Source organism: Collinsella aerofaciens ATCC 25986, assembly GCF_964259375.1.
GTDB lineage: Bacteria > Actinomycetota > Coriobacteriia > Coriobacteriales > Coriobacteriaceae > Collinsella > Collinsella aerofaciens_BO.
Genome location: NZ_CAXVJM010000004.1, coordinates 13,978 through 31,987 on the forward strand (window position 1 = coordinate 13,978; position 18,010 = coordinate 31,987).

At 60.2% G+C, this 18,010-nt stretch carries 15 protein-coding genes; all 15 read left to right on the plus strand.

The genetic code is table 11. The features are described 5' to 3' along the window. Positions 1–6 precede the first annotated feature (6 nt). Positions 7–1,968 (plus strand): excinuclease ABC subunit UvrC, encoded by a 1,962-nt coding sequence (gene uvrC, locus ACEXKH_RS02460; RefSeq protein ID WP_373572965.1) that lies wholly within the window; start codon positions 7–9, stop codon positions 1,966–1,968. Between the two features lie 345 nt (positions 1,969–2,313). After that, positions 2,314–3,927: an ABC transporter substrate-binding protein gene (locus ACEXKH_RS02465; RefSeq protein ID WP_117848731.1), complete on the plus strand. Its 1,614-nt coding sequence runs from the start codon at positions 2,314–2,316 to the stop codon at positions 3,925–3,927. Positions 3,928–4,082: 155 nt separating this feature from the next. Continuing rightward, on the plus strand, positions 4,083–5,039 hold the full coding sequence (locus tag ACEXKH_RS02470; RefSeq protein WP_022094871.1) for an ABC transporter permease: 957 nt from the start codon (positions 4,083–4,085) through the stop codon (positions 5,037–5,039). 3 nt (positions 5,040–5,042) lie between these two features. Beyond that, entirely contained in the window at positions 5,043–7,058 is a 2,016-nt protein-coding gene (locus ACEXKH_RS02475; protein ID WP_117848733.1) for a dipeptide/oligopeptide/nickel ABC transporter permease/ATP-binding protein, read from the plus strand. Continuing rightward, the gene (locus tag ACEXKH_RS02480) at positions 7,059–7,886 is read left to right on the plus strand and encodes an ABC transporter ATP-binding protein (RefSeq protein WP_006236159.1); all 828 of its coding nucleotides are present in this window, start codon (positions 7,059–7,061) and stop codon (positions 7,884–7,886) included. An 80-nt stretch (positions 7,887–7,966) separates the two neighbouring features. Next, positions 7,967–8,944, plus strand: coding sequence for an acetylxylan esterase (locus ACEXKH_RS02485; RefSeq protein ID WP_373572966.1), 978 nt, complete (start codon positions 7,967–7,969; stop codon positions 8,942–8,944). Beyond that, positions 8,937–9,788, plus strand: coding sequence for an acetylxylan esterase (locus tag ACEXKH_RS02490; RefSeq protein ID WP_373572967.1), 852 nt, complete (start codon positions 8,937–8,939; stop codon positions 9,786–9,788). The genes ACEXKH_RS02485 and ACEXKH_RS02490 overlap by 8 nt, the downstream gene beginning before the upstream one ends. A gap of 68 nt (positions 9,789–9,856) precedes the next feature. Continuing rightward, entirely contained in the window at positions 9,857–10,777 is a 921-nt protein-coding gene (locus ACEXKH_RS02495) for a dihydrodipicolinate synthase family protein (protein ID WP_138375023.1), read from the plus strand. Positions 10,778–10,947: 170 nt separating this feature from the next. Then, a complete protein-coding gene (locus ACEXKH_RS02500; protein ID WP_022094876.1) occupies positions 10,948–11,913 on the plus strand; it encodes an ROK family protein in 966 nt (321 codons plus the stop codon). A 140-nt stretch (positions 11,914–12,053) separates the two neighbouring features. Continuing rightward, entirely contained in the window at positions 12,054–12,740 is a 687-nt protein-coding gene (locus ACEXKH_RS02505) for an N-acetylmannosamine-6-phosphate 2-epimerase (RefSeq protein WP_022094877.1), read from the plus strand. 98 nt (positions 12,741–12,838) lie between these two features. After that, a complete protein-coding gene (gene rapZ / locus ACEXKH_RS02510; protein ID WP_022094878.1) occupies positions 12,839–13,759 on the plus strand; it encodes an RNase adapter RapZ in 921 nt (306 codons plus the stop codon). Positions 13,760–13,765: 6 nt separating this feature from the next. Beyond that, positions 13,766–14,695: a DNA-binding protein WhiA gene (gene whiA / locus ACEXKH_RS02515; protein WP_138375021.1), complete on the plus strand. Its 930-nt coding sequence runs from the start codon at positions 13,766–13,768 to the stop codon at positions 14,693–14,695. 193 nt (positions 14,696–14,888) lie between these two features. Next, a complete protein-coding gene (gene gap / locus ACEXKH_RS02520; RefSeq protein WP_022094880.1) occupies positions 14,889–15,914 on the plus strand; it encodes a type I glyceraldehyde-3-phosphate dehydrogenase in 1,026 nt (341 codons plus the stop codon). 140 nt (positions 15,915–16,054) lie between these two features. Beyond that, positions 16,055–17,245: a phosphoglycerate kinase gene (locus ACEXKH_RS02525; RefSeq protein WP_006236149.1), complete on the plus strand. Its 1,191-nt coding sequence runs from the start codon at positions 16,055–16,057 to the stop codon at positions 17,243–17,245. Further along, positions 17,238–18,005 (plus strand): triose-phosphate isomerase, encoded by a 768-nt coding sequence (tpiA, locus tag ACEXKH_RS02530; RefSeq protein ID WP_161144841.1) that lies wholly within the window; start codon positions 17,238–17,240, stop codon positions 18,003–18,005. Before ACEXKH_RS02525 ends, tpiA begins: the two co-directional genes overlap by 8 nt. Positions 18,006–18,010: the final 5 nt, after the last annotated feature.

Below are 18,010 nucleotides of genomic sequence, written 5' to 3' on the forward strand. Positions count from 1 at the left end.
GTGCGCGTGGCAGGTCACGACAACATTCCATCACTTGCCGAGCAGGTTTCGCGCGTTCCCACGCAACCCGGCTGCTACCTTTGGAAAGATGCCAAGGGCGATGTCATCTATGTGGGCAAGGCAAAAAACTTGCGTGCCCGTATGCGTCAATACGTGACGCTGCAGGACGAGCGTCAAAAGATCCCGCTCATGATGCAGCTGGTGGCGAGCTTCGACTATATCGTGGTGGAGACCGAGCACGAGGCATTGGTGCTCGAGCGCAATCTGATTGGCCAGTACCATCCGTACTTTAACGTCGATCTCAAAGACGATAAAAGCTATCCCTTTATCGCCATTACCAAGAGCGACTTGTTTCCGGCTATTAAATACACGCGAGAGCGTCATAAACCGGGAACGCGCTATTTTGGCCCCTATACCGATAGCCGCGCGGCGCGTGAGACCATCGATACGCTACGCAAGGTTATTCCTATTTGCTCGGCATCCTGTGCGGAATGGCGCCGCTGCCGCCGCATCGTCGAATCTCATAAGGGCGAAGAAGACATCGTCAATATGATTTGCGCGCAAAACGGGCGTCCCTGCTTTGACTACCATGTCGGGCGCGGGCCGGGCGCATGCGTCGGTGCGATTTCCCCTGCCGACTATGCCAAGAACGTCAAGCGTGTCGAACGTTTCTTGTCGGGCCATCGCAAGGATGTCGTCGACGAGCTTACGTCCGAGATGACAGAGGCAGCCGAGACACTCGATTTTGAGCGTGCGGCTCGCGTCAAGCGTCGCCTGGAAGTCATTAGGGGCCTGGACGATCGCCAACAGGTCGTTTTTCCATCAAGCGTCGATATCGACGTCATCGGCTTCTATCGCGAAGAGACTATCTCTGCCGCCTGTGTCTTTGTCGTTCGCGAGGGCCGAACGGTTCGAACTTGTGAGTTCATCCTCGATAAAGGCCTGGATGTCGATGAGGAAGAGCTTCAATCTGGCTTTCTTAAGCGCTATTACGACGAGACGGCTGATATTCCAGCCGAGATCAATCTCTCTGTCGAGCTTGAGGATGCCGAAGCGTTGGGGGAGTGGCTTGCGGGCAAGCGAGAACGCTCTTGCCATCTCCATAGGCCACAGCGCGGCGAAAAGCACCGCCTGCTCGATATGGCTTCCAAAAATGCGCGCCATGCCCTCATGCGCTACATGATGCGCACGGGGTATGCTGACGATCGCACCAATCAGGCGCTCCTGGAGCTCGAAAGCGCGCTGGCGCTGCCTGCGCCGCCGTTGCGCATCGAGTGCTTCGATATCTCGACGTTGCACGGCACCTTTACCGTCGCTTCGATGGTGGTATTTACCAACGGCCGTGCCGACAAGGGCCAGTATCGTCGCTTTAAAATTCAGGCCGAATTGGACGAGGCGAACGACTTCGTATCGATGTCCGAGGTTCTGGGGCGTCGCTATGCTCCCGAGCGCATGGCGGACGAGCGCTTTGGCTCGCGCCCCGATTTGCTCGTAGTCGATGGCGGCAAGCCGCAATTGACCGCTGCAATTAAGCAACTCGAGGCACTCGGCCTCGATATACCAGTTTGTGGCTTGGCAAAGGCCGATGAGGAGGTTTTCGTGCCGTGGGACGAGACTCCCGTCGTGCTGCCGACCGGCTCCGCTTCGCTTTATCTGATCAAGCAGGTTCGCGATGAATCCCACCGATTTGCGATTACGTTCCACCGCGAGTTGCGCGATAAGGCTATGACGGTTTCGGTGCTTGACGACGTTCCGGGTGTGGGACCCACCAGAAAACGTGCCATTATGCGCCATTTTGGTTCGATGAAGCGTTTGCGCGCGGCAAGCGAGCAGGAGATTGCAGAAGTTCGAGGCGTTCCGGCCGATGTCGCCAAAGCGGTCCACGAGGCACTTGTTGCATGGAATGCCGAGCGCGCCCAGGCATCGGCCAACCAATCCGAAAAACTAAACGCGCTTCTAAACAACTGATATACATGATTGGTCAATTTTCAATCATTTGTTTCGCGGTGATTACCTGCCGATTTCGGGTTTTATTAACGCTAAAACGTTTGACTAGCCATGGTGAACAACACTGCTATCCTGCGGGTTGACGAAGACTGATATCTCACCTCGTCGATACATACTGTCTGTCGAATCATTTGTCAATGAATTCGGTGAACGGTAGTAAATACCGTTCAAGCGTATGTATGTATCGGTCGCCGAGCGCGGCACCTCAGTTGGGTTCGTCGGTAGGTAAGGTATATATCGTCCGCAAGTTGCGCGGGGGCAAGTCTAGGTGCTCCCGGGTAAGATTCTCTATTGATAGGAGAAGACATGGCCATCATCAACAAGGGTATGTCCAGGCGTTCGTTCCTCGGCCTCACCGGCAGCGTCGCTGCTGTCGCAGGGCTTGGTCTCACTGGCTGCGGTGGCAGCTCTAGCGACGAAGGTTCCGCTTCCGGTTCCACCGATTCCGCCAACCGTGGCGGCGGCGTGATCACCGCTGGTTCCGCTTACGCTCCGTCCAGCTTCGACCCCGCCAGCACCGGCTCTGCTGTGGGCCTGGGTGCTAACTGGCACGTCATCGAGGGCCTCTACGGCATCGATTACCACGACTACAGCACCTTCAACGAGCTCGCCACCGACGATCCCAAGTCCGTGGACGACACTACCTTCGAGGTCACCATCCGCAAGGGTGCCAAGTTCTCCGATGGCACCGAGGTCACTGCTGACGACGTCGTTGCCTCCTACACCGCTTGCGCTGCTTCCGCTACCTATGCTCCGTTCTTCCAGCCCTTCGAGTCCATCGAGGCCAAGGACGCCAGCACCGTAACGGTCAAGACCAAGGTCCCCAACTTCTCCCTGCTCAAGGATCGTCTGGCCATCATCCGTGTTACCCCGGCCACCCAGGCCGAGGAGGATCGCGCCAAGCAGCCGATCGGTTCCGGCCCCTGGATGTACGACTCTATCTCCGATACCGAGATCACCCTGGTTCCCAACCCCGAGTACAACGGTGAGTATGCTGCCGAGGATAAGAAGATCCAGTACAGCATCCTGACCGACCCCACCGCTCGCGTTACCGCCCAGCAGGAGGGCTCCACGCTCGTTATGGAGCTCGTCACCGCTGACGCCGTCGACCAGCTCGAGAGCGCTGGCTGCAAGATCGATAACGTTCAGGGTTTCGGCACCCGCTTCATCATGTTCAACGTCGCCAAGGAGCCTTGGAACAACGTCAAGGTCCGTCAGGCCGTCATGTATGCGCTCGACACCGAGAAGATGATCACCAACACCTTCGCCGGCCTTGCCACCGCTGCCAGCTGCTACCTGCCCAAGAGCTTCACCAACTATCATGAGGCTTCCACGGTGTACAAGACTGACGCCAAGAAGGCCAAGAAGCTCATCGAAGAGTCTGGCATCACCCCGGGCGCCATCACCCTGCGCACCACCGACAACGAGCAGATCAAGGGCATGGCCGCCCAGGTCAAGAACGACCTCGACGCTCTCGGCTTCGATGTGACCATCCAGACCGATACCTCGCCGGCCACCTACGCTGCCATCGACGGCGGCGAGGCCTACGATATCCTTCTCGCTCCTGGCGATCCGTCCTGCTTCGGCGCCGATCCCGACCTGCTGCTCAACTGGTGGTATGGCGACAACGTCTGGATGCAGACCCGTTGCCCGTGGAAGGATTCCGCTGAGTGGGCGAAGCTCCACGGTCTCATGGACGAGGCTCTTGCCGCCGAGGGCGACGAGCAGCAGAAGAAGTGGAACGAGTGCTTCGACATCATCGCCGACAACGCTGTTCTGTACCCCGTTGTCCACGTCAAGACCGTTTCCGCTTCCTGGGACGATCCGTCCACCGCGCCCAACGGCGAGGCCCTCGATGGCTTCAAGGGCATCGGCACGACGAGCATGTCCTTCAGGGGCGTCGCGACCGTCAAGGCCTAAGACTCGCTTGAGTCATATGTAGGGCGTCGGTCGTAAGGCAACGTCCTCATAGTTGAAACAAAGACCCGGGCGGCCTCGATGTCGCTCGGGTCTTGTAATGAGTATCCATACTCATATACCAGTTGGTCCTACCGACAAAAGAAAGGGGAGAGAACGTGAACAACTTTCTACGTTTGATTGGAAGGCGTCTCGTGGCGCTGCCGATTATGGCATTGGGCGTCACCGTCCTGGTGTTCTTCCTTATGTCGTTCTCCAAGACCGACCCCGCCTATACGGCGTTGGGTGACGGTGCCTCGCCCGAGGCGGTTGCCGAGTACCATGAGAAGTATGGTCTGGACGACCCCTGGCCCGTGCGCTACGTGCGCTACATGGGCGATTTGATCCATGGTGACATGGGCACCTATGGTGCTGCTCGCAACTCCGTTGCCAAGCGCATCTCCACGGCCCTGCCCGTCACGATGCAGCTGACCTTCATCGGTCTTGCCATCGGCGCGGTCGTCTCGTTTTTGCTCGGCGTCATCGCGGCACTGTATCGCGATAAATGGCCGGACCAAGTGATCCGCGTCTTTTCCATCGCCGGCTTGGCAACCCCGTCGTTCTGGCTTGCCGTTCTGTTGATTCTGCTGTTCTCTTCCTACCTTAAGGTGCTCCCGGCGTCCGGTGCTCTGCCTCACTTCACCACCAACCCGGCTGGCTATCTGGGACGTATGATCATGCCCGCTATCGCTCTGGCATTCCCGCTGACGGGTCAGATGACTCGTATCGTGCGTACGGCCATGGTCGAGGAGCTCGATAAGGACTATGTCCGCATGGCCCGTGGCGCCGGCGTTCCCGAGAAGGTCGTCGTCGGCATCAACGTTTTGCGCAACGCGCTGATCACCCCGGTCACCACCCTCGGTCTTAAGATCGGTTACCTTATGGGCGGCGCCGTCGTCATCGAGGTCATCTTCAACCTCCCCGGCATGGGTACTGCGATTCTGCAGGGCGTTCAGGGCAACGAGGCGAACCTGGTTCAGGGCGTCGTCATCGTCGTTGCTCTTGCCTTCATCATCATCAACATCGTGGTTGACATGCTCTACCTGCTCATCAACCCGCGCATCAGGACGGTGTAGATTATGGTAAAGATTCGAGAGAAGCAAACCGAGCAGCTCGAGAAAGCTGCCTCCAAGGGGCTCAAGCTCGGTGGCTGGAAGAAGATGACGCTGTCTTCTAAGATTGCCGCCGTCGTGCTGGCACTGGTCGCCCTGACCGCGATTCTGGCGCCCCTTCTTGCCCCCTATAGCCCGGTCGAGATTTTCACTGCTCGCCAGGCTCCCGGCAATGGATTTATCTTCGGTACCGACGATAAGGGCCGCGACATCCTGTCGCGTATGCTTTACGGTGGCCGTTACTCGCTGATCATCGGCTTCGGTGCTACTGCCATGGCTCTGGTCTGCGGCTCGGTCGTGGGCGCCCTCGCGGCGGTTTCGCGCAAGTCCGTTTCCGAGGCGATCATGCGCATCCTGGACATCATCATGTCCATCCCGGGCATCGCCCTCGCTGCCGTCTTCGTCTCCATCCTGGGCAATTCCGTGCCGTCGATCATCTTCGCCATCGGCTTTATGTACACTCCGCAGATTGCCCGTATCGTGCGCGCCAACATCGTGTCCGAGTACGGCGAGGACTATGTCCGCGCGGTCATCGTTTCCGGCGCCAAGGCTCCGTGGATTTTGATCAAGCATGTTCTGCGTAACTGCATCGCCCCGATCATGGTCTTCACCGTTACCCTGGTCGCCGACGCCATCATCTTCGAGGCCTCGCTGACCTTTATCGGCGCTGGTATCCAGGAGCCCACCGCTACCTGGGGCAACATCCTCGCCGACGCCCGCGGCGGCGTGCTCGCTGGCCGTTGGTGGCAGGCACTGTTCCCGGGCCTGGCCATCATGATCACCTGCCTGGCGCTCAACATCCTCTCCGAGGGCATTACCGACGCCATGGCCGCTGCTCCCTCCGCCGCCCTGGATCCGACCGACTCCTCCAAGCGCCGCGAGGCCGACCTGCTGGTCTCCGACCCCGTTCGCGCTTACAAGGAGCAGGCTCAGTCCCTGTCCGCCCGTCTTGGCGCCCTGCGCGATGTCGAGCTCAAGCGTAACGACCGCCATGTGCCCGATGAGTCCGTTGAGCCGATCCTTTCGGTCCGCGATTTCTGCATCCAGTTTGAGCACCACGGTGATATCAACGTCGTCGACCACGTCAACTTTGATGTCCGTCCCGGCCAGACCATGGGCCTGGTCGGTGAGTCCGGCTGCGGTAAGTCCATCACCACGCTGGCCATCATGGGCCTGACCGACGATGACGAGCATCTCTCCGGCGAGGTTCTCTGGGAGGGCCGCGACCTGCTCAAGATGAGCAAGAAGGAGTGGTTCGGCCTGCGCGGTACCGATATCGCCATGGTCTATCAGGACGCCCTGTCCTCGCTCAACCCCTCCATGCTCATTTCCGCCCAGATGAAGCAGCTCACCAAGCGCGGCGGCACCCGAAGCGCCGAGGAGCTCCTGGAGCTCGTGGGCCTCGACCCCAAGCGTACGCTCGAGAGCTATCCGCATGAGCTTTCCGGTGGTCAGCGTCAGCGCGTTCTGATCGCTATGGCCCTTACCCGCGACCCCAAGCTGGTCATCTGCGACGAGCCCACGACCGCTCTGGACGTTACCGTCCAGAAGCAGGTCATCAAGCTGCTTAACGACCTTCAGGCCAAGCTCGGCTTTGCCATGATCTTCGTTTCGCACGACCTGGCACTGGTCGCCGAGGTCGCTCATAACATCACGGTTATGTACGCCGGCCAGGTTATCGAGCAGGCGCCCACCAAGGAGCTGCTCACCAACCCGATCCACGAGTACACTCGCGGTCTTCTGGGTTCCGTCCTGTCCATCGAGAGCGGTTCGGGCCGCCTGCACCAGGTGCCTGGCGCCGTTCCGAGCCCGCGCGATTTCCCCAAGGGCGATCGCTTCGCACCTCGCTCGAGCCATCCGCGCATTGGCCTGGACACCCGTCCGGTCTTCAAGCGCGTGCCCGGCACCGAGCACTTCTATTCCGAGCTCCCCGATGAGGTGCTCAAGGCAAATGGTTTGACCCCTCACGCGGAGGTGATGTAGATGAGCGAGACCGCAGTCAACGGCGTCGAGCCGATCATCTTCCTTGATGACGTCCACGTCACCTTTAGGACCCGTACCGGCTCGATTCTGCACCCCAACCTGGTTCACGCCGTCCAGGGTGTAACGATTAAGCTCATGCCCGGACAGACCATCGGCATCGTCGGCGAGTCCGGTTGCGGAAAGTCCACCACCGCCAACGTCATGTGCGGTCTGCAGGCCCCCACGAGTGGCAAGGTCTACTTTAAGGGCAAGGACGTTACTAAACGTACCGCCGAGGACCGTCGCCACATGGGTCGCGTCATCTCGGTCGTGTTCCAGAACCCGGCCACGGCGCTCAACCCCCGCATGGTCGTTCGCGAGCAACTGCTCGACCCCATGCGCGTCCACAACCTGGGTACCGAGGCCGAGCAGGAGAAGCGCGTCAAGGAGCTCTTGGAGCTCACCGGTCTGCCCAGCTCCGCCGCCGAGGTTCTTCCCGGCCAGCTTTCGGGCGGCCAGCGCCAGCGCGTCGCAATTGCCCGTGCCCTGTCGCTGAACCCCGATGCCATCATCGCCGACGAGCCCACCTCGGCTCTGGACGTTTCGGTCCGCGCGCAGATTCTGAACCTGCTGACCGACCTTAAGAAGGAGCTCGGCCTGGCCATGGTGTTCATCAGCCATGACATCCAGACGGTCCGCTATATCTCTGACGACATCATCGTTATGAATGGCGGCAAGATCGTCGAGCAGGGCGAGGCCAAGCAGGTCTTCCAGCACCCTCAGGACCCCTACACCAAGATGCTGCTCGGCGCTGCGCCGTCGCTGCTGCATCCCAAGCTCGGCGAGTAGTCTCGCTTTCCCTCCCGTGCGCCCGGTTCCCTTGCCGGGCCCACCTCCGTTGCGATTTCGAAAGGTTGGGTTCACGAGCCATGCCAAGTGCTCAAGAGCTACAACAGCAATTTGGTGAATATCGAGGCGCTATGCCCCGTCCATCGGATTTCGATCTCTTTTGGAAGGACCGCATGGCCGAGGCGGACGCCGTCGAGCTCGACTACGCGATCGAGGCGGCTTCGGTTGCGGATTCCGCGACCTGTCGGTTTTTCGACCTCTGGTATACCGGCATGTGTGGTGCACGCCTGCATGCCAAGTACCTCAAGCCGGTCTCGGAGGAGCCCATGCCGCTGGTGCTTCAGTTCCATGGATATCCGGGTGCGAGCCGCAGCTGGTTTGAGCAGGCGTCGTTTGCGGGCATGGGCATGGCGCTCATCGCCCTCGACTGCCCCGGCCAGGGTGGCCCCTCCGAGGATATTGGTGGATTTGAGGGCACGACGGTCGCGGGCCATATCGTCGCCGGTATCGACGGCGACCCGGCCAACCTCTACTATATCCGCTTGCACCAGGATATCCGCATTCTGTGCCGTATCGTTCGCGAGCTCGAGGGCATCGATCTTACCCGCGTGTATGTGAACGGCGCATCGCAGGGTGGCGGTTTGGGTATTGCGACCTGCGCGCTTAACAGCGAGCTTATCAATCGCGCGGCCATCCTCTATCCCTTCTTATCGGACTTCCGCCTGGTTTGGGATCTGGACGCCGACGATATTGCCTACGAGGGTCTGCGCTATTGGTCGCGTTGGTTTGACGAGGACTCGACTCGTATCGAGGAAGCCTATGCCAAACTGGCGTACTTCGATTCCAAGAACTTTGCCCCCATGGTCAAATGCCCCGTTCTGTTTGGCACGGGCACAGCCGATATCGTCTGTCCGCCGGCGACGCAGTTTGCGGTCTACAACAACCTGACCTGTGAAAAGCGTCATGAGTTCTTTGAAGGTTTTGGCCACGAGGAGATTCAGGACTTTGATGATCTGATCATTTCGTTTTTCTGCGAGGGAGGGGAGGCTCATGTCTAAGTGCGAGAGCAATGTTGACGAGCTGATAGTCCCCGGGCTCGTGGGAATTCCTGGAACGGTTTCGTCAAGGCTCGCAGAATATCGGGACTGGCACGGTGATGTCCAAGCAGATATTTCTGATTTAGAGACATGCGCATCGAATCTTGAGATTCAAGGCCTGGCCATTACGGCGATTGACTTTGTTAACCCCTGCGCCCGTTACTCGGAGGTTTCCTTTGAGCTCGGTGACCATGCGGTCCACGCTCGTTTGATTGAGCCTGTTGGTCGTGCCCGAGTATCTGAGCGCGTGCCGCTGTGCCTGATGTTCCACGACATCGATCGGCCTGTGCGCGGCTGGCATCACATGACGAGATTTGCCGCCATGGGATATGCCGTGCTTGCACTGGACGACGGTGTTGCTGGTACGGACGACCTGCAGCGGGGGATTGCTTCGCCCGCTTTTGTCGAGCGCGTCCGTTGGGGCTGCGCGTTGGCGAAGGTCGCGCGCAATCTTGACGGCGTGGACTCCGATCGCATTTTTGCGTGGGGCGAGGGCCTTGGCGGCGGCGTCGCGCTGGCGGTTTCCGCTCTGGACGAGCGGGGCCTTGCCTGCACGGCGGTTGCCAATCCAATCCCCGGTGGCCTCGAGGCTCTGTCGTCTCGGGTGCGCGGATCGGCGCTCATGGGCACATCGCTCATGGATGCCGTGAGCGATCCCAAGGGCCAGTTCGCCGTATTCAACGGTCTTGAGTGTGACCGGAGGCATATCATCTATGCCAAATACGCTCACGAGCGCATCAATGCGTTCGAAAACGAAGTCGTCGACTTCTTGAACCAAACGTTCTACCCGTGTTCTTTGGCCTAGACGGCCTGGACACTGCCAACAAGAGTGGGTGGCATAGGGCCGCCCGCCAGACAACTAAGGAGATTCTTGTGGCAACTCAGAAATTCACCGGCGTTATCCCTCCCGTCGTTGTTCCCGATACCGAAGACCACCAGCTTGATGTTGCCTCCTTTGAGCGCAGCATCAACCGCATGATCGATGCCGGCGTCGATGGCCTGTTCTTCCTGGGCTCCTCGGGCGAGGTCGTCTTCTCCACCGACGAGCGCCGCCGCCAGATTGTCGCCGAGGCCGTGCGCATCGTCGACCACCGCGTTCCCGTTCTGGTCGGCATCATCGATACCGAGACCGAGCGCATGATCGAGCATGGTAAGGTCGCTCAGGAGCTGGGCGCCGATGCGCTTGTCGCCACCTGCCCGTTCTATGCCCTGCAGGGCATGACCGAGGTCGAGGAGCACTTCCGCATCCTGCACGAGGAACTCGACCTGCCCATCTTCGCCTACGACATCCCCGTGTGCGTCCACACCAAGCTCCCCTGGAAGCTCCTTGCTAAGCTCGGCGCCGAGGGCGTCCTGGCCGGCGTCAAGGATTCCTCGGGCGATGACATCTCGTTCCGCTACCTCGTTCAGGAGAACGAGAAGAACGGCCACCCGATGAGCATCCTCACCGGTCACGAGGTCGTCGTCGACGGTGCTTACCTCGGCGGCGCCGACGGTTCCGTCCCGGGTCTCGCCAACGTTGAGCCCGAGGGCTACGTGCGTCAGTGGAAGGCCGCTCAGGCCGGCGACTGGGCTACCGTCAAGGCCGAGCAGGATCGCCTCAATGAGATTTCGCACATCTGGGATGTCACCTCGGGCGTCCAGGGCTATGCCGGTGGCGTCGGCGCCTTCAAGACCGCTATGAACCTCATGGGTATCTTCGACAGCCCGACCATGCCGCGCCCGGTGAAGGCCATGACCGGCGAGAACGTCGAGGCGATTAAGAAGGTCCTCCAGGACAACGGTCTCCTGTAAAGCTTCCCCAGGCACCCGATCTTGGGGCTCAAGTGGTCGGGCGTGACCCATTAGGTCAACGCCCCACCACTTTCACCCCAACCTCGGGCACCTGGGAAACCTTTATCATGCTGCGGCGATAACACCGCCTTCATTTCCTGTAGTTGTTTTTATCTCCTAAGGAGAACGACATGGAGAACAAGTACGTCTGCTCTGTCGATATCGGCGGAACTAAGATCGCGACCGCCATTATGGAGTACCCGGCTGACGGCAGCGTGCCCCATCCCGTTTTTGAGGCCGAGGTTCCTACCGAGGCCCAGGAGGGCGGCGAGGCCGTCTTCCAGCGTATCGAGGCGTCCATCAAGGCCGCTCTTGAGGCGAATCCCGATGTCGAGGTCCTCGGTGTCGGTATCGGTGCCGCCGGCGTCGTCGATCCCAAGACGGGCGCTATCGCGTATGCCAACGAGATCATGCCCGGCTGGTCCGGCGTTCAGTTGGGGCCGCGTCTGCGCGAGGACCTTGGTCTTCCCGTTGCCGTTGTGGGCGACGTGCAGGCTCATGCTCTGGGCGAGGCCCACTGGGGCGTCGGCAAGGGCAAGTTCTCCGTCTTGTGTTTGGGCATCGGCACGGGCATCGGCGGCGCATATGTCGAGAACGGCCGCGTGATGCAGGGCTTCCATGGTGCTGCCGGCCATATGGGCCACATCGAGTGCTCGGCTGCCGCCGGCATTCCTTGCGCCTGCGGGCGTTCCGGCCATCTAGAGTCGGTTGCTTCGGGCACTTCCATTGGTCGTATGTACGATGAGCGCTTTGGTCGCGTCGACCCCAGCCGTCCTTCGGTCGGTCGCGATGTGAACGACCTGTGCCGTGCGGGCGACGCAAAGGCGACCGAGGTCATCCATGACGCCGGCTTTGCGCTGGGTGCCAGCTTGGGCTCGCTCGCTAACATCCTGGACCCTGAGGTCATCGTGCTCTCGGGCGGCGTGATTCACCAAGGTCCCGATTGGCGTTCACAGACGTGGAAGGATTCGGTGCACGAGGGCTATGCCAGCCAGGCGCTCGATCCGCTTCAGGACACGCCGATCCTCATCGGTTCTCTGGAGGGCGATGCTCCGCTCATCGGTGCCGCCGAACACCTTCTTGCATCTTTGAAGTAAACATAACTACCAAGTGCGCCTTCTGAGGTGCCGCGGATTGACGTGAAAGAGGAGCGAAGCGTACTTCGGTACGTGAGCGACGGTTTGAACGTCAAGGTGCGGTGTCTCAGAAGGCTGTTTTTAGAAAGGTTGAGTCGAACATGACCGTCGATCCTTTGATTCAATCCCTGAAGGGCAAGCTCGTCGTGAGCGTTCAGGCGTATATGGGCGAGCCGCTTCGCACGCCCGAGACCATGGCTCAAATGTCTCGCGCTTGCGAGCTCGGCGGCGCCGCCGCCATTCGCTGCCAGGGCCTTGCCGACATTGCCGCCATTAAGGGCCGCTGCGAGGTCCCCGTCATCGGCTTGTGGAAGGATGGTCACGAGGGCGTCTACATCACGCCGACGCTGCGTCACGCTCGCGCCTGCGTTGCCGCCGGTGCCGACATCGTGGCAATTGATGCCACTGATCGCCCACGTCCCGATGGCAAGACCGTCGAGGACACCTTCCGTCCGCTGCACGAGGAGGGCGTGCTCCTGATGGCCGACTGTGCCACCATCGAGGACATTCGCCGTGCGGTTGATATGGGCTTTGACCTGGTATCCACTACGCTTTCTCATGGTGTCGCCGCCATCGACTGCACCATGGCCGATGGCCCCGATCTGCCGCTCCTGCGTCAGGCGACCGAGGAATTCCCCGGTCTTCCCATCATCTGCGAGGGCCGCGTGCACACGCCCGAGGAGGCCCGCGCCGCGATTGATGCGGGCGCCTGGGCCGTTGTCGTCGGCACCGCCATCACGCACCCCACGAGTATTACAAGTTGGTTCAAGGCTGCGCTTGAGGCGTAAGACAGGCCTCGTATCCGCTTGGGGCGGTATACTCAATAAAGGCAATTGATCGCGCGGGATCCGCTGGCCGGGTCCCGCGCTTGTTTTAGGAGGCACACATGCAAAAGGGAGATGCCATGGATGCGGCGGAGCGCTCGGAGCGCATCCCCGATATCGTCATCATCACCGGAATGTCCGGATCGGGCCGAACGCAGGCCATGCATGTGTTCGAGGACATGGGCTACTTTTGCATCGACAACTTGCCTCCGCGTCTGATCGCCCAGCTTGCCGAACTCGTCGGCATCAATACGGGCGTGGGCAGGCATCTTGCCGTCACCTGCGACCTGCGCAGCCAGGGCTTGTTCGATGAGCTGCTCGATGCCGTTGCCGCGCTCGAGGAGCGCGAGATGAGCTGTGACATCGTGTTTCTCGAGGCCTCTGACGAGGTGCTGATCCGTCGTTATAGCGAAAACCGCCGCCGCCACCCCATTGCCAAGCCGGGGGAGACTACGGCCGATGCGATTCAGCGCGAGCGCCTGCAGCTGCAGGGCGTGCGCGATCGAGCCGATATGATCATCGACACGAGCCGCCTGCGCACCTCTGCCCTGCGCAACAAATTGCGCATGGCGTTCTCCGAGCTGTCCGACCAGCAGCTCATGGACGTTCACGTGTTCTCGTTTGGCTTTAAGCACGGCATGCCCGTCGAGGCGGACATTATGATCGACGTCCGCTTCCTGCCCAATCCGTTCTACGATCCCGAGATGCGCACCATGACCGGTCTCGATAAGAAAGTCTCCGACTTTGTTCTGGACCATCCCAAGACCCAGGAGTTCTGGAAGGCCTGGACGCAGCTGCTCGATACGGTCATGCCTGGCTATATCGCGGAGGGCAAGCCACAGCTTTCTATTGCCATCGGCTGCACGGGCGGTCAACACCGCAGCGTTGCCATCGCCGAGGCCACGGCACGTTATTTAGAAGGTGCCCAATATCATGTGAGCATTTCCCATCGCGACCTGTCGCGCGCCAACACGAAAGCATAGGCCTGCATGTCGTTTACCGCCGAGGTGCGTGACGAGCTCGCGCGCTGCGAACCCGAATGTGAATACTGCGATTTGTCGACGCTTGCCGCCCTGACGCGTGTGAGCGGTACACTTTCGCTGGCCGGCTCCGGGCGGTATCGTTTGACGGTCGCGACCGAGACGGGTGCCGTCGCGCGCACGATGATCACGCTGACGCATCGCATCCTTAAGCTCAAAACGGAATTCACCGTTCGTAAATCGGTCTTGCATAAGGTCCGTAACTATCTCATTACCCTGCCCGATCAACCCGACCTGGACAAGGCTCTGGTGCTGCTGGGCATTCTCGACCGCAGGGGAGGGCTCGTCGCCGGTGTTCCCCGGCACATCGTTGCCCGTCCCTGCTGCAGGCTTGCCTACATCCGCGGCGCGCTCATCGCCGGCGGTTTCGTGGCCGATCCCCGCGGCGACTTTCATTTGGAGATCGCGGTGCAGGGCGAGCAGTATGCCCGGGGACTTTGCGATTTATTGGAGCAGATTGGGGTCCATGCGCGCGTTAACGCGCGGCGCGGATCCTTTGCTGTCTACATTAAGAGCGCCGAGGAGATCGAGCAGCTCCTAAAGCTGATTGGCGCCAAGCGCAGCGTTGCCGAGATCGAGGAAGCGCGCGCGGTCAAATTGGTTAAGAACGACGTAAACCGTCGCGTGAATGCCGAACTGGCCAATCAGACCAGAAGTGCGGGTGCCGCCCAGCATCAGCTTGCGTTGATCGATGAGCTCGAACAGCGGGGTTTGCGCGACACGCTTCCGGACGCCTTGGCAGTCTTTTGCGACCTGCGCGAGCGCTATCCCGATCTGTCGCTGCGCGATCTGGGGGAGATGGCTGACCCTCCCTTGTCGAAGTCGGCCCTCTACCATCGAGTTTTGAGGCTTGAAAAGCTCATTGAAGCAAACAGGTAGTTGAGCGAAACTGCTTATATAGGGATTGAACTGCTGTTTTACTCTTTAAAACGTTTTAACGTAAATTTGATTTTCAATTTCGAGCATTCTCGTGAAATTCAAGTCAAAAAAAAGGTATATTAGGCGAGTGGTTAGTTTGTGGGCCTCAACGGCGGGCGCTGTAGCTCGCGGGGGCCTTACGAAAGGAGACACAATGGCAGTAAAGGTTGCTATTAACGGCTTCGGTCGCATCGGTCGTCTGGCTTTCCGTCAGATGTTCGGTCATGAGGGCTCCGAGATCGTCGCTATCAACGACCTCACCTCTCCCGATATGCTCGCTTACCTGCTGAAGTACGACTCCACGCAGGGCAACTACGCTCGCGATCACGAGGTCGTTGCTGGCGAGGATTCCATCACCGTTGACGGCAAGGAGATCAAGATCTACAAGGAGGCCGACGCCAACAACCTGCCTTGGGGCGACCTCGACGTCGACGTCGTTCTCGAGTGCACCGGCTTCTACACCAGCAAGGCTAAGGCTCAGGCCCACATCAACGCTGGCGCCAAGAAGGTCGTCATCTCCGCTCCGGCCGGCAGCGATCTGCCCACCATCGTGTACAACGTCAACCATGAGACGCTGACCGCTGAGGACAACATCATCTCCGCTGCTTCCTGCACCACCAACTGCCTCGCCCCGATGGCCAAGGGTCTGAACGACTTCGCTCCCATCGTGTCCGGCATCATGACCACCATTCACGCCTGGACTGGCGACCAGATGCCGCTCGACGGCCCGCAGCGCAAGGGCAACAAGCGTCGTAGCCGCGCCTGCGCCGTCAACATCGTCCCCAACACCACCGGTGCTGCCAAGGCTATCGGCCTGGTTCTCCCCGAGCTCAACGGTAAGCTCATCGGTGCCGCCCAGCGCGTCCCGACGCCGACCGGCTCCATCACCAACCTCTACGCTGTCGTTGACAAGAAGGTCACCGTCGACGAGGTTAACGCCGCTATGAAGGCCTACGCTGCCACCATCTCCGAGACCTTCGGTTACAACGAGGACGACATCGTCTCCACCGACATCATCGGCGAGACCCACGGCTCCATCTTCGACGCCACTCAGACCATGTGCTCTGACCTCGGCAACGGCCAGACCCTCGTTCAGGTCACCTCTTGGTACGACAACGAGAACTCTTACACCTCTCAGATGGTCCGCACCATCAAGTACTTCGAGAAGTTCGTTGCTTAATTTAGCTTTTAGCGAATAGCTCGTTGAGCGTCTAAAGAAGGGCGCGGCCTTATAGGGCTTACACCCTAGGGTCGCGCCCTTTTTATAGGAAATCGTCTGCCGTAATGGGAGGCAGACACGTACGAAAGGTAGAAGCAAACATGGCCTTTACCAAGAAGACCGTCCGCGACATCGATGTCGACGGCAAGCGCGTTCTCGTCCGCGTTGACTTCAACGTGCCTATCAAGGATGGCGTCGTTGGCGACACCACCCGTATCAAGGCTGCCCTGCCCACCATCAACTATCTCGTTGAGCACAACGCTCGCGTCATCCTCATGAGCCACCTCGGCCGTCCCGAGGGCACTGGCTTCCAGCCTGAGCTCTCCCTTGAGCCTGTCGCCAAGAAGCTCGCCGAGCTCTCTGGTCTCGACGTTGCCTTTGTCGCCGACACTTACGGCGAGAAGGCTGCCGAGGCTGTCGCCGCCGTCGAGCCGGGCAAGGTTCTCGTTCTCGAGAACGTCCGCTTCGATAAGCGTGAGAAGAAGAACGATCCCGAGATCGCCAAGAAGCTCGCTTCCTATGGTGACGTCTTCGTTCTCGATGCCTTCGGCACCGCTCACCGCGCCCAGGGTTCCGTCGTGGGCCCCGCCGCTTACCTGCCTGCCGTCGCTGGCTTCCTGCTCGAGAAGGAGGTCGACACGCTGACCGGCATCTTCGCCGAGCCCGAGCGCCCCTTCGTCGCCATCGTCGGCGGTTCCAAGGTTTCCTCCAAGATCGGCGTTCTCGATCACCTCATCGACTCCGCTGACACCCTGATCATCGGTGGCGGCATGGCCTACACCTTCTTCCTGGCTCAGGGCCTGTCCGTCGGTCAGTCCCTCAAGGAAGAGGACTGGGTCGAGCGCGCCGGCGAGATGCTTAAGAAGGCCGAGGAGAAGGGCGTCAAGATCCTGCTCCCCATCGACAACCGCGTTGCCGATCACTTTGGCGAGGACGCTGTCCCCGAGGTTGTCGCTTCCGACGCTATCCCCGACGATCGTGAGGGCATGGACATCGGTCCTAAGACCGAGGAGCTCTACGCCGAGGCTGTCAAGGGCGCCAAGACCGTGTTCTGGAATGGCCCCATGGGCGTCTTCGAGTTCGACAACTTCGCTCACGGCACCCAGGCTATCGCCGAGGCTGTCGCCGAGGCCGATTGCACCTCGATTATCGGCGGTGGCGACTCCGTCGCAGCTGTCAACAAGTTCAACCTGGCCGACAAGATGAGCTGGATCTCCACCGGTGGTGGCGCTTCCATGGAGCTCGTCGAGGGTAAGGCCCTGCCCGGAGTGGAGGCGCTTCTCGATGCCTAATCGCACCCTTCTTATCGCTGGTAACTGGAAGATGAACAACGACGTCGCCGAGGCCGCCAAGCTCGCCGACGAGCTGGCTCAGGCTCTGCCCGAGGTTCCGGCTGGCGTCGAGGTGCTCGTCTGCCCTCCGACCATCGACATCACCACGGTTCATGACCGCATTCAGGCTGCCCCCATCGCCCTCGGTGCACAGAACGTGTACTGGGAGGCCAAGGGTGCCTTCACCGGTGAGTCCTCTTGCGACATGCTCAAGTCCGCTGGCTGCACCTACTGCATCATCGGTCACTCTGAGCGTCGCGACTACTTCCACGAGACCGACGAGGATCAGAACATGAAGGCCAAGGCCCTCGTTGCCGCAGGTCTTGTTCCCGTCTTCTGCTGCGGCGAGTCCCTTGAGGTCCGCGAGGCTGGCACCTATGTCGAGCACGTCGTGAACCAGGTCAAGGCTGGCCTTGCTGGTCTTGAGATCACCTGCCCCAAGCAGGTCGTCGTGGCCTACGAGCCTATCTGGGCCATCGGCACCGGCAAGACCGCTACCGCCGAGGACGCTCAGGAGGTCTGCGGCGCTATCCGTGAGACCCTCAAGGAGATGTTCGGCGAGGAGCTCGCTAATGGCATCCGCGTTCTCTATGGTGGCTCTGCCAAGCCCGGCAACATCGCCGAGCTCGTCGCCAAGCCCGACGTTGACGGCGCCCTCGTGGGCGGCGCTTCGCTCAAGGCTGCCGACTTCGCCTCTATGGTCGTCAAGGCAGGCGAGTAGGACAT